This window comes from Clostridium sp. UBA7339 (assembly GCF_002470865.1).
Lineage (GTDB): Bacteria > Bacillota > Clostridia > Clostridiales > Clostridiaceae > Clostridium_J > Clostridium_J sulfidigenes.
This window is the reverse complement of the sequence record NZ_DKPI01000003.1, coordinates 484568-496850: the sequence shown is the minus strand read 5'-3', so window position 1 is coordinate 496850 and position 12283 is coordinate 484568. Positions and strand designations below refer to the sequence as shown.

The window sequence follows — 12283 nt, the reverse complement described above, 5'->3', positions numbered from 1 at the left end:
GGGCTTTTGAAAAGCTCCTTTAACATGTTTTATAAATATTTTGAAGGATTATCTAAAATCTCTTGAATTACACTAAAATATTGTCCTACATGTAAGCCATCAACTAAGGCGTGGTGTACCTGAACAGACAGTGGCAACTTAACTTTACCATTTTCTTCAAAGTATTTACCCCAGGCTATTCTTGGAATACTGTCAACAGGATTCATCTGAATTGGGTGGGCTACACCAGTAAATGAAACCCAAGGAATACTGGTCATATATAAGAGATCATCACAATCAGATTCATCTTTAATAATGATATTATTTTTTATTTTATCTATTTCTTCAGATGCACTAATTTTAAAATCATTGAACTCATTTATGAATTTTGCTCTACAAAAACTAAATACTTCATCTTGTACCATTACAGTAAAAGCAGGGTTTATATATTCATGCTCAACTACCTTATCTTCTCTTATCCTATATCTAAATTCTTTTATATCATTGGCTGCTTTTGTAGCTACATATACAAAGGATATAAAAAATGGGATTTCATTTTCTTTAATATAACTATAAAATTTTGTAATATCTACATTACCGCAAATATTAAAATGTGGGTAATTAAAGCTCTTAAAAAAATTATAGTGGTCTTTTCTTTTCCAGTTTTCTATATCTATAAATTTCATTAATATATCACTCTCCATAAAAATAGTAAATTCCCTGATAAAATACCGGAATTTCCATTTTGTAAAATTAGCATTATGAACACTTAAAAATCTCATAGTTAACTTTTAAACTAAATTACAATGCATAACATTACAATTATATCATTTATACCACTAAGTTTAAATTAAGAAGTTAGACTTAAATATAATTCATAAATAAAAAAGATTCTATATTAAATATAGAATCTTTTTATGGTTGCGGGAGCAGGACTTGAACCTACGACCTTCGGGTTATGAGCCCGACGAGCTGCCAACTGCTCCATCCCGCGATATTAAGTTCTTAAGAGATTTCCTTAAGCTTCTTATTCAGTATAGTATTAATAGTGAGATAAGTCAATGGTATTAGCAAAAGAAATATTATATTTTTACGTGTATAATTTAATGAAGATATTTCATTAAGATTTATACATCTAAATAGCCATATTTAAAGGGGAGAAGGGCATGTTAGATTCATTAATAAAATCATCATTTATATTAGTACCATTGATGTTAAGTATGATAGTTTACCATAACTTTGATAAGGAATATGCCATAACTGATAAAATTAGTGCAAAAATAAAAATGGACAAGAAATGGCAACCTTTTTTAGTAGTATGTTCTGCTTTTGTATTGCAGATAATTATTGGAATTATAGGTATATATTTAATAGATATTCCTACTAATGTATTCTTCATATTTAGTGGTTTGATAACGGGGATAGCAACAGGGTTTTCAAATAAACTTCAAAATCAAATTAAAGACAAAGAAATATAAAATAATTTAAATTTATATAAGTGTACCATATGAAGTGTTAAGAGATACATTGAGTAACTTCAATGAGCTACTATTAGTATATAGCTTGTTGGAAAAATTAAATTAATATGGATGTTAATAGATATAAGTCAGTTAAAACGTGCTATAATAGGGAGTTTTTTAAATAAAAAGAGGCTTAAACGTATCTATAATATTAATGGATATGCTTAGTCCTCTAGGAATTATTTATATAAAAAAACTTTTAGGTTATCTTTATTGTCTAAGGTGGCAAGTAGAACGTTTTTTATATCAGTTTGATATAACTTTTTTAATTTGGAAACAACCCAACCTTCATCTTTATTAGTTTGCTTTAGCTCCTCGTAATTAATTCTACCATCCTTAATGATTGTCCTAGGCAAATCAAAGGCTTCTGTTTCCATTTGATAGAATGAAGGAGTAATAGGTTCATATTTTGGGTCTAAAAAAACAGAAAATTTTCCATCAGCTTCCCAAATCGCTAATGCTACTTTTTTTATATCTTCTACTTTTTCTTCACGTAATTCTTCTAATAACACATCAAGAGATATTCTTGCTTTTTTTAATCCTTTATAAATAATTTCTCCGTCTTTGATAATTGTGATTGGTTTATGATTAATAAGTATTTTTATAAATGGAAATTTTAGAACACAAAATACTCCAGCAATATATAGGACAACTAATACAATTGTTGAAATGACAGATCCCTTTAACCCAAGGTTTTCATCAGATAATGGATGAGCAATAATATTTCCAATTACTAAAGCAATGACAAAATCAAGGAGTCTTAATTGGGAGATGCTACGTTGTCCTAAGACTTTTGCAACAATAACTAAAAAGAAAAAAGCAATAATAGCACGTAAAGCCCACTCCATGATAGTAAGTGTTTCCTGACCTTGTAAAAAATCCATAATGATATCTCCTTTATACTAAAAATCTAATATGTAGTTTATCGTTGATGTTATTTTAACCAATAATTAATGAAAAAATTAGAATGAAAGTTTTTAATAATAAACTAAACTATTTTTAGATAAAAAAGGATAAAACTACTTACACATAGATATCACTAGGGCAGGATATATGTTATAATTAGGTAAAATAAAATTTTTGTAATATGTACAAGTAAATGGAATTATGAAATTCAGAATTGTTTCATTTAAGATTACTTTATAAAATAGGGGGTATAAAATGAATTTAAATGAAATAAAATTAGAACTAGTAAACATAGAATCAAAGGAAAAACTGGAGAATTTGATGAGTATATATTTACATGATTTATCAGAGTTTGCAGATGATTCAAAAATTAATGAAGATGGAAAATTTGAATATGATGGATTAGAAATGTATTTTAAATCAGAAGATTTAACTCCTTATTTTATAACATATCAAGGGGAAGTGGCAGGTTTTGTTCTTTTTAATACTGGGAAATATGTTCCAAAAGATATTGATTATGTTGTTCATGAGCTATTTCTATTAAAGAGTTTTAGAAAGAAAGAAGTAGGTAATGCTGCAATTAGAATTTTGTTAGATACAAGGGTAAATATAAAATTGAGCAAATATCAAGTAATAAGCCTGCGGTGAATTTTTGGAGAAAATTTTATGAAAAACAAGGCATTAAATATATAGAATCAAAAGAAAGAAACTATGATTTAGAATGTAGCGTTCAGATATTTAATATATAACTAAAAAGGAGATACCATCTTTAAGGGGGTATCTCTTTTAAGTTTATCTAAAGTTACAATGGCATTAGAGTTTTATCTTTTATAATCACTAATTTATTAATTCGGATTGTAATTGAAAACATAAACTGTAAATTTATGCTAGTTATGTTTAACTATACTATGTAATATATATAAGTATAGGATTATTTGTTACAATATTTAAAAGAGGAGATGTATAATATGAATATTCCTGTTTGGGAATATGTACTTTCCATGGGAACTTATTTTATTTTACTTTTATTCATGATTGAATATATGAGGAAACATCACAAATTTGCAGCTATCTTCTGGGTTGTATCTTTATTTACTTTTCCACTTTGGCTTATGGGAGGCATAAATGGTTGGTTTCGTTGGGCAAAAACATTCAGTGCTATATTGCCACTTATAATAGGTGGATTTTTCCGTGTAGCTGATCAGGAACAATATAAAGGAAAGTTCTGGGACTTTATGAGAAAGGATTGGATCGTTTGGTTCATTTATGCGGTACTATTCTTAAATATTGCAGAAGCTACTATAAAAGATGTTACTTTAAAAAACTATGGCAATGCGCTTTGTGGATTATTATTATGTTTTACTATTCCATTCCCAAATGGACGAAAATTCTTTAAATTAAGTGCTGAAGATAATAGTATGTTTATAGCTTATACAACTATAGCTTGGAATTTATTATATACAACTTGGAATTTATGCTTTGTTTATGGTGAAACTGGTAAATACTTTGCTAGCTCTATATGCATATTATTGGCGGCAGAAATATATCCAATTATTAAAAGAAAACCTGAACTTTATATAGCAGCTCGTATATATACCTTATCTGCTCACGTATTAATTAGAGCTTGTTTACCTAACTTATTCCCAGCTGTAATGGATGCATCATCATGGTTTAATGCAGATATATTATATGGATGGGGAATATTTAACGGTCTAATAATAATTCCTTATGCTTTCTGGTATATATGGCAACTACATTCAGGTAAGGCTGAAGTAAGCTTCATTAGAAGTAATACTTCAGCAATGTAGGTAAGTAAATCTATATTTATCCTTAGATACCTTAAACTAAATGATCTAAGCCATTAACTGCAGTTTGCTCATTCTCATTAATAGGAATAACTATGCATTTTTGACCATCAATTATTTGAGATTTTATTTGAGGTATCTTTTCAGGTTTTACTTGAAGTATAACGTCATAGTCAGGAGCATTCTTATTATCTTCTGAATTTATATCCAAATCTTTCTCTAAATTAGTTTCTAAAGTTTCTTCTAAAATTATATTATCTTCACTAACTTCTGTAGATGAGGGAGTTTCACTATCTACAGAAGTTTCTTGTTTAACTTCATCCAGTTTAGTTTGAAGTATTTCTACTTGTTTTTGAAGGTGTTCTTCCTTCTTTCTTTGGGCATTTACCTTAAGTGCCTTTGAATCAATTAAATTTTCTGCTAAAGGAAGATCATCACCAAAGTTTTCTACATAGGATTCTTCAATCTTAGAAGTGATTTCTTCAGGAACCCCACTTTCTATTAAAAGGTTTTGTATATCCTTCTTTGTTAAGCTTATAGGTTCACAATCTGCATCATCATATATAGCATTGTATTCCTCTACCATAGCACTTAGATTTTCTTGTACTTCCATAAAAATTTTATCAGCCTTCTTTTCTTCAGTACTAAAAGAATCTTTAATAATTGACTCAAATGTTTCTTTTTGCAAGGTAGCAGTTTGTTTTGAATAACAACCCAAAGCATTTTCCATTAATTCAGGATGGGTATCCTTTGCATTTTTCGTGTAATACATAATAGAGTTGACATCTGAACTACGCTCAATAAAAGCAGGAAACACAAAGCCATTAGTTGGAGCATCAACTACCCAATCTCTAATACGTGCTTTTATTTTATTTTCTTCTTCAAAGTATCTAAGACCAGGCTCAGAAAGTGAAACAGGGCATATTGCACATAACACATATTCATATACTTCTTCAGATTCATCTAACTTTGCATTATCAGTGGTTTTAGTAATAACATCATAAGCGTCATGAAAAATAAGTATTATAAAATTACCGGTAAAATCATAATTATCAATAATTAAATCATAAAAATTATCAAGGAGAGCATCATCTTTTAATTGACTTTTTTTAAGTTGCATAAGAGAAATTTGTCTTTCATTCACATAGTCTTCATTAATTGGAAAGTTAAGTTCTAAAATATTATTTCCAATAGTACCAGACAGTACTTTTTTAGCAATTTCTAAGTACTTAAAGTATTCATCCTCATCTAAATTTAGAAATGATTCTCTAAATTTTAAAATGATATTTTTTTCTCCATTAACATAGCAACCACACAACTTAGTGAAGGTGCAATGATCTTTTTTTAAACGTCTTTTTAACTCAAGTATATCTTTTTTTCTCATATATAAACTCCTCAATCTAGTATTTTTCTATTTGTAGGTATTATTAATCATAGAGAAAGGCATCTCTATATTCATTCCAATAAACAGAGTTCTTAGTATCAGTATTTTCCATACTTAGAACTCCTTGTCCCTTAGGATAAATAAGTCCATGTAAGCCAAACCAAAGATTTGGACACTCACTTAAGTATAATATTTTTTTCATCTTAATTAAAGGGTTTATTAGGTAAAGTAAATACAGATGATATGAAAATAATAAGCATACCTAGAATGTATCTGGTATAATAAGGGTATGATTCCATATAGAAGGTTAGTGGCAGAAAAACTAAAACAGGATTTTACTAAATAAGTTATATATTAAGAGGGGTAAGAGAATGGTATTTGAAAAGTTAAATGAAAAGTATTTAGAGGATGCAGTTAAGCTTGCACAAAAACAATATAATATGGAGCAGAAATATATAGAAGCCTTAAATGATAAAGACTATAAAGAGGTTCTTACTGATTTATTGAGTGATATTTTTAAGAATAATCATGGAATGGTAGCTATTGAAAGAGGAAAAGTATTAGGGTATTTAAGTTTTTGGAAAAGTGTAAACGGTCATTTTGGCAATGTTAAAGGTTCATTTTCTCCATTATTTGCAAATGCTTATGGCGGAGAAAATAGGGGTAAAATAGCATCACTTCTTTTTCAATATGTATCAGAAGAAATGATTAAGGAAGAAATTTTAAGTTATGCAATTTGTCTATATAGCCATGATGCTCAAGTTATGAAATCTTTGACAATGAATGGATTTGGCATAAGGTGTGGAGATGGAATCAGAAATGTTAACAAGCCGCTCAATATTGAAATTAACACAGAATATTCTTATGAAGAAGTACATTATAGCAAAGCAGGATGTTTGTTATCGTTAAGCAATAGTTTAGTAAGGCATATGAGAAAGAGCCCTACATATTTTCTGAATGAAGAGCTTTCAGAAGGGGAATTTGTAGAGAGATGCAATAATAGACAATCACGTTTCTTTATTGCCAAGGATAAATCAGAAATAATAGGATATTTAGAAGTCACAAATGATGGAGAAACATTTATCACTGAAGAACCAGACTATTTGCATATCTGTGGGGCATATTTGAAAGATAGCTATCGTGGGAAGAATATAATCCAGAGTTTACTTTCCGTTGTTATTGAAACATTAAAAAGGGATGGTATAAAGAGATTAGGTGTGGATTTTGAAACAATTAATCCAACTGCGTTAAGATTTTGGGAAAAGTATTTTGATAGTTATACGTATAGTCTTGTTAGAAGAATTGATGAAAGAATTCTTAGATAAAAACTAGAAGCAAATGCTGATTTCTATATACTCTAATATGGTATCCCGTTATTAATATATAATTACGTATTAATATATAGTGATATTTGCAGAAATCGGTTTCTATAATGTAGAAATAAGATGCATAGAGCTTGAAAGAAATAAATGGAAGTTTTAAAATATATTTGTAAACTCAAAGTTGAGAGGTGAGTATATGATAAATACAAATTCAATAAACCAAGTTAATAAAAGTAATATTAGTGGACTGACAATTCCTTTATATGATAGTTACTGTTTTTCTAATATTTGTGGAACTATAAAAGATTTATTTAATATTGATTCAGATAAAAAACTTCCTAGTGATGTTATCGGAAATAGCAATGAGAAACCTAATAAAATAGTATTTTTTCTAACGGATGCTTTTGGATGGTGTTTTTACGATAAATATAAAGAGCATTCTAAATTTTTATGTAAATTAGAAAAGAGCGGTGTAGTTTCAAAATTAACTTCACAATTCCCATCTACTACAACAGCACATGTAACAACAGCATTATCTGGTGAATCAGTTTATGAACATGGACTTTATGAGTGGTTTTATTATGAACCAAAAGCTGATGATATAGTAACATCATTTTTATTTAAGGAAGCAAGAAATAAATATAATGAAACCTTAACAAGGAAAAATATAAAACCCAGTGACTTTATACCACAAAAAAGCTTTTTTAAAGAATTATTAAACCATGGAATAAAGAGTACTGTTTATCAACCTAGTCATATAAATAATGGTACCTATACTAGATTCACATGTAGGGATGCTAATTTAAAGGGTTATGACACAAATGAAGATTTGTTTAAATCATTATCAAAGGATTTATTAAAGAATGATGATAAAGAATATTTTTATGTTTATTTACATGACATTGATGCTATAGCTCATGCAAAAGGAAATCAATCAGAAGAATTTAAAATAGTTATGGGTAATTTATTTAAAAATTTAGATAGGTTTTATGAAGAAGGAAAAGATAAGTTTAGTAATACTGCTATTATAATTTCTGCAGACCATGGTCAAATTGATATTGATCTAAAAAATCCATATTATATTAATAAACTAATTCCTGATATAGAGAAGTATTTAAAGAAAAATAAAAACAATGATATCATGTCACCGGCAGGATATTGTAGAGATTTATTTCTGCATGTAGAGGAGAAATATTTGATAGAGTTAAAGACTATTCTTGAAAAGGAGTTATATGAAATAGCACAAGTATATCTATTTGAAGATTTAAAAGATAAAGGCTTATTTGGAGTTCCTAGTGAAAAGTTATTAGAGAGAGTTGGAAATTTAGTTATATTGCCTAAAGAAAATAATACTGTTTGGTGGTATGAAAAAGATATATTTGAAGTTACATTCCTAGGAATGCATGGTGGAGCAAGTAAAGAAGAGATGGAGATACCATTTCTATTTTATATGTTTAAATAATATTGTAGTAACCTAAGTTACAAGCTACTTCGAAAAGTCCCCAGGGAGACATAAACAAGTTATGAACACAATCTGATTGTATCTGCCTGATGGAAAGGGGGGATGAATGGGAGAGGCTGTAATGACAAAGGTCAGGTTTTAATGTTGAATGATAGGAATGGAGTGATTATGTGTCTAGAGCAAATAACAGAGATATAGTTAGGGGACAGTATAATTCAGATAAGAATTTAAAAGCCAGACAAGCTTTACATGATGGTTTTAGTACAAATAAATATGGATGGTTTAATTGGGTATTTGATCAATATAAGTTTAAGCCTAATGATAAAGTTATTGAATTTGGATGTGGGAATGGAAGTACATGGGCTAATAATAGAAATAGGATACCAAAGGATATCCAGGTGATTCTCACAGATTTGTCTGAAGGTATGTTGAGATCAGCAAAAGATAACCTTTTTGGAATTGATGAAGTATTTGATTATTCTGTTAGTGATATACAAAATATTGAATATGAAGACAATTCATTTCAGTGTGCCATTGCAAATCATATGCTTTACCATGTGGAAAATAGAGATTTAGCAATCAGTGAAATTGCCCGTATACTTAAGGCAGATGGAACTTTTTATGCTACTACCAATAGTCTTTATAATATGAAGGGACTAAAAGACTTAGTGAGAAATTTTGATTCTCAACTTGATTATGAATCCTTTTCTGTTGCAAAGGAATTTGGTATAGAAAATGGGGCAGAGCAGTTATCAAAGCATTTTGATTCTGTTGAAACTTTAGTATATGAAGATTCCCTTCATATAACAGAAGCAAAGCCTTTAGCGGATTATGTTCTATCATTAGATGAACATGTGAACATACAGGATATAATGACGGAGAGCAAAGTACAGGATTTTTACAGATATTTGGAAGATATAATTTTAAGAGAAGGAAGTATTGATATACCTAAATCTAGCGGAATGTTTATAGCTAAGAATCCTAAGAAAGTGTTATAAAAGGAATGATTGCTATATTTGAACGCATATGAGTAGAGTTACATTTGAGTTATGCTTCAAATTTCATATTTAATTAGTAGAACTTACTCAGCGAACGCATATGAGTTGAGTTATAATTAAAGCAAATAGGGCGTGTAATAAATTATGTTGAATTTATTACACACCTTATTATTTTATTCTTTTAATACATTAATAATTTTTCTAGATAATTTATAAGATTCACCCGCTCCAAAAACTATAATTATATCTCCACTTTTAGCTTCATTAAGGAGTTTACTACATATTTTATCAGAGCTTTTTATATACTCAGCTTTATTTATATCTATTTCACTACATAGCATATCTAAATTAACTGGCTCTATGTTTTTATTTGCTTCTCGTCCTAAGAAGGGATTTGTAATAATAACTCTATCTGCCTTTTTTAATGCTATAGCAAACTCATTAAAAAACAGCTTTGTTCTTGAAAGTTGATGTGGTTCAAAGACAGCGAAAACCTTTTTTCCTGGATAACTAAGTTTAATTGAATCTAAGGTAGTTGCTACTGCTGTAGGATGATGAGCAAAGTCATCAAAAATCTTAATATCATCAATATCTGCTACTAATTCTAGTCTTCTTCCTATTCCTTTGAAATTTTTAAATGAATTCTTTATTGCATCTATATCAACACCTAACTCTAGGGCAGTAATTAACACCCCTAAAGAGTTTTCAACGTTATGCTTACCGATAAGTCCAAGGTTAAAATTATATTCTTTATCTCCATTTACTACTTTAAAGGAGGAATATTCAGGGGTGTTTGAAGTCAATTCTGCTTTATACTCCATGTAGAAAGGGAATTCGAGCTTATTATCTATATAATATCCAATAACTTTTACTCCTTCTTCATTTAGCCAATGTCTTAACTCACATAATATTTCTCTAATAGCTGTACTATCTTCATTAACAACTAAAATTTTTGGACCTTTAAGCCTTTCTATAAAGTTTTTAAAAGAATCCTTAACATGATTTATATCCTTGAAAAACTCTGGATGATCCATTTCCACATTGTTTATTACAGCTATTGAAGGACTATAATTTAAAAAATTATTATTGAATTCATCAGCTTCACATACAAAGTAATCTGACTTTCCTAACCTGTATCCACCACCCCAATTCTTAAAGGTTGTTCCGGCTTCAACAATTGGATCTAGACCACCATTTTCCAAAACAAGTCCCATTAAAATTGTAGTTGTAGATTTACCATGGGTACCTGCAATGGAAACAACAAACTTTTCATTTTGCACATATTTAGCTGAAAACTCCTGCCATGTCATTAAAATTCCTCTTCTTTTAGCTTCAAGTATTTCTGGATGATCCGGTGAAATATCTAAAATGGCAGGTGATATAGCTAAGATATCAATATCCTGTATATGGCTTGAATCGTGACCTTTTAAAATATCTATATTATTTTGTAAAAGAGCATCTTTATAATATCCTGATATATTCAAGTCACATCCTGAAACATCAAACCCCATGTTCTTTGCAATAATTGCTATAGGTGCAGCACCACTTCCGCATATACCCATGAAATGCACTTTTATTTTATTTTCCAATATAATTCACTCCTATCATAATGTAATTTAGATTAAGAATATGTTTTAGAAAAGCCTTTGTTCTGATATTTATTCAAAATAAAGTTGATTCACATTAAATTACAATTTCAAATTAATTATAACATGAATTTACTATTGTTTTCCAATGGGTGAAAAAGAAATGATTATAGACTTGTCACATGAAGCTCAAGAAACCATTCAATTCAATTTTAAAGTAATGTATAATAAGAATTAAGTAAAAATTTGATAATATGTGAAAAATTAAGTTGTATTTAAAATATAAATAAGAAGTTAAATTTAATGAATTTTTTCATCTTTGGCAAAGAACTAACAGAATATAAGGTAATTAATAAATTAATATAATCAAATTAGTATGGACAAAACAAAGCACAGTAAGACGGGAATAAAATCCTTTGTTACTATATACTTTAATGGAGGTTAGAATTTTGGAAATAATTAAGGATATTAATAATGCAATTGAATATATTGAAGATAATTTAGGTTCAAATATAAGTATTGATGAAATAGCGAAGGTTGCATTTACATCACGTTACCATTTTTAAAGAATGTTTCATGCATTAACTGGGGTTACTTTAACAGAATATATTAGAAATCGTAGGCTAACACTTGCTGGTGAAGAGTTATCTTCTAAAAATGTAAAGATTATTGATGTAGCTGCTAAATATGGTTATGAAAGTCCAGATACGTTTACTAAAGCTTTTCAAAGACTTCATGGTTCAACACCTTCTATGATAAAAAAGGGCAATACAAGACTTAAATCATTTACAAAACTCTCATTTCAAATATCAATTAAAGGGGAATGCGAAATTAATTATAGAATAGTTAAACAAGATGAATTTAAATTTTTGGAGTGGATTTTTTAACTACATTAATAGATAATGCATTGTATAAAGAGATACCAGAATTTTGTGATAAAATTTGGGAGGATGGAACCCATCTTAAGATTAATGAATTTTTAGGATATTCTAAAATGAATATACTTTATGGAATTCATTATGATTTTAAAGAAGATGGAAGTAGAAAATATATGATGGGGTGGAAAGTTCCTGATAAAGATATACCTAATGAATATAAAATAGTAAACATACCTTCATGTACATGGGCTGTTTTCGATGGCAGGGGAGATAACTTGAATACCCTTGCCATAGCAGATTTATGGAGGCTAATATATTCAGAATGGTTTCCATCATCAGGATTTGAACAAATAGAAGGACCATGTATAGAAAAGTATTTTTGGGATGATGATCAATATATTAATTATAGTTGTGAGTTATGGATTCCAGTAAAAAGAAAATAA

13 protein-coding genes and 1 tRNA gene are annotated in these 12283 nt (G+C 28.8%); 8 read left to right on the top strand and 6 right to left on the bottom strand.

The features are described 5' to 3' along the window. Positions 1 to 29: 29 nt before the first annotated feature. Complete coding sequence (locus B2S02_RS02785; protein ID WP_346846906.1) at positions 30 to 665, bottom strand: chloramphenicol acetyltransferase; 636 nt, start codon at positions 663 to 665, stop codon at positions 30 to 32. A gap of 232 nt (positions 666 to 897) precedes the next feature. After that, a tRNA-Met gene (locus B2S02_RS02780) sits at positions 898 to 973 on the bottom strand. A gap of 172 nt (positions 974 to 1145) precedes the next feature. Here B2S02_RS02780 and B2S02_RS02775 point away from each other — a divergent pair. Beyond that, positions 1146 to 1457, top strand: coding sequence for a hypothetical protein (locus B2S02_RS02775; RefSeq protein WP_346892952.1), 312 nt, complete (start codon positions 1146 to 1148; stop codon positions 1455 to 1457). A 221-nt stretch (positions 1458 to 1678) separates the two neighbouring features. On the opposite strand, the gene B2S02_RS02770 is transcribed toward B2S02_RS02775, so the two are convergent. Further along, entirely contained in the window at positions 1679 to 2383 is a 705-nt protein-coding gene (locus B2S02_RS02770) for a DUF421 domain-containing protein (RefSeq protein WP_346846687.1), read from the bottom strand. A gap of 277 nt (positions 2384 to 2660) precedes the next feature. Here B2S02_RS02770 and B2S02_RS02765 point away from each other — a divergent pair, with 277 nt between their 5' ends. Further along, positions 2661 to 3053, top strand: a complete 393-nt coding sequence (locus tag B2S02_RS02765; RefSeq protein ID WP_346846688.1) for a hypothetical protein — start codon at positions 2661 to 2663, stop codon at positions 3051 to 3053. A 320-nt stretch (positions 3054 to 3373) separates the two neighbouring features. Next, positions 3374 to 4213 carry a hypothetical protein gene (locus B2S02_RS02760; RefSeq protein WP_346846689.1) on the top strand — a complete coding sequence of 280 codons (840 nt, stop codon included), beginning with the start codon at positions 3374 to 3376 and terminating at the stop codon, positions 4211 to 4213. Between the two features lie 31 nt (positions 4214 to 4244). On the opposite strand, the gene B2S02_RS02755 is transcribed toward B2S02_RS02760, so the two are convergent. Together B2S02_RS02755 and B2S02_RS02750 are read right to left on the bottom strand one after the other, a co-directional pair. Next, positions 4245 to 5594, bottom strand: coding sequence for a DUF4317 domain-containing protein (locus B2S02_RS02755; protein ID WP_346920261.1), 1350 nt, complete (start codon positions 5592 to 5594; stop codon positions 4245 to 4247). 43 nt (positions 5595 to 5637) lie between these two features. Beyond that, on the bottom strand, positions 5638 to 5796 hold the full coding sequence (locus tag B2S02_RS02750; protein ID WP_346920260.1) for a hypothetical protein: 159 nt from the start codon (positions 5794 to 5796) through the stop codon (positions 5638 to 5640). 169 nt (positions 5797 to 5965) lie between these two features. Between B2S02_RS02750 and B2S02_RS02745 the strand changes: the two genes are divergently transcribed. The 3 genes from B2S02_RS02745 to B2S02_RS02735 all read left to right on the top strand — a co-directional run bounded on the left by B2S02_RS02745 (position 5966) and on the right by B2S02_RS02735 (position 9376). Continuing rightward, complete coding sequence (locus B2S02_RS02745; protein ID WP_346846692.1) at positions 5966 to 6919, top strand: GNAT family N-acetyltransferase; 954 nt, start codon at positions 5966 to 5968, stop codon at positions 6917 to 6919. A 193-nt stretch (positions 6920 to 7112) separates the two neighbouring features. Next, positions 7113 to 8378 carry an alkaline phosphatase family protein gene (locus tag B2S02_RS02740; protein WP_346920259.1) on the top strand — a complete coding sequence of 422 codons (1266 nt, stop codon included), beginning with the start codon at positions 7113 to 7115 and terminating at the stop codon, positions 8376 to 8378. A 170-nt stretch (positions 8379 to 8548) separates the two neighbouring features. After that, complete coding sequence (locus tag B2S02_RS02735) at positions 8549 to 9376, top strand: class I SAM-dependent methyltransferase (protein ID WP_346920258.1); 828 nt, start codon at positions 8549 to 8551, stop codon at positions 9374 to 9376. Positions 9377 to 9549: 173 nt separating this feature from the next. Here the strand turns inward: B2S02_RS02735 and murC are convergent, their stop codons facing one another. Beyond that, a complete protein-coding gene (gene murC, locus B2S02_RS02730; RefSeq protein ID WP_346876864.1) occupies positions 9550 to 10965 on the bottom strand; it encodes a UDP-N-acetylmuramate--L-alanine ligase in 1416 nt (471 codons plus the stop codon). Positions 10966 to 11531: 566 nt separating this feature from the next. Here murC and B2S02_RS02725 point away from each other — a divergent pair. Together B2S02_RS02725 and B2S02_RS02720 are read left to right on the top strand one after the other, a co-directional pair. Next, positions 11532 to 11849, top strand: coding sequence for a helix-turn-helix transcriptional regulator (locus B2S02_RS02725; RefSeq protein WP_346920257.1), 318 nt, complete (start codon positions 11532 to 11534; stop codon positions 11847 to 11849). Further along, the gene (locus tag B2S02_RS02720) at positions 11837 to 12283 is read left to right on the top strand and encodes a GyrI-like domain-containing protein (RefSeq protein WP_346920256.1); all 447 of its coding nucleotides are present in this window, start codon (positions 11837 to 11839) and stop codon (positions 12281 to 12283) included. Before B2S02_RS02725 ends, B2S02_RS02720 begins: the two co-directional genes overlap by 13 nt.

Excerpts from the sequence above, each read along its gene's own strand:
- B2S02_RS02755 (WP_346920261.1), bottom strand. The coding sequence starts at position 5,594 with ATGAGAAAAAAAGATATACTTGAGTTAAAAAGACGTTTAAAAAAAGAT.
- B2S02_RS02770 (WP_346846687.1), bottom strand. The coding sequence starts at position 2,383 with ATGGATTTTTTACAAGGTCAGGAAACACTTACTATCATGGAGTGGGCT.
- B2S02_RS02750 (WP_346920260.1), bottom strand. The coding sequence starts at position 5,796 with ATGAAAAAAATATTATACTTAAGTGAGTGTCCAAATCTTTGGTTTGGC.
- B2S02_RS02765 (WP_346846688.1), top strand. The coding sequence starts at position 2,661 with ATGAATTTAAATGAAATAAAATTAGAACTAGTAAACATAGAATCAAAG.
- B2S02_RS02725 (WP_346920257.1), top strand. The coding sequence starts at position 11,532 with ATGTTTCATGCATTAACTGGGGTTACTTTAACAGAATATATTAGAAAT.
- B2S02_RS02785 (WP_346846906.1), bottom strand. The coding sequence starts at position 665 with ATGAAATTTATAGATATAGAAAACTGGAAAAGAAAAGACCACTATAAT.
- B2S02_RS02740 (WP_346920259.1), top strand. The coding sequence starts at position 7,113 with ATGATAAATACAAATTCAATAAACCAAGTTAATAAAAGTAATATTAGT.
- B2S02_RS02760 (WP_346846689.1), top strand. The coding sequence starts at position 3,374 with ATGAATATTCCTGTTTGGGAATATGTACTTTCCATGGGAACTTATTTT.
- B2S02_RS02745 (WP_346846692.1), top strand. The coding sequence starts at position 5,966 with ATGGTATTTGAAAAGTTAAATGAAAAGTATTTAGAGGATGCAGTTAAG.
- B2S02_RS02775 (WP_346892952.1), top strand. The coding sequence starts at position 1,146 with ATGTTAGATTCATTAATAAAATCATCATTTATATTAGTACCATTGATG.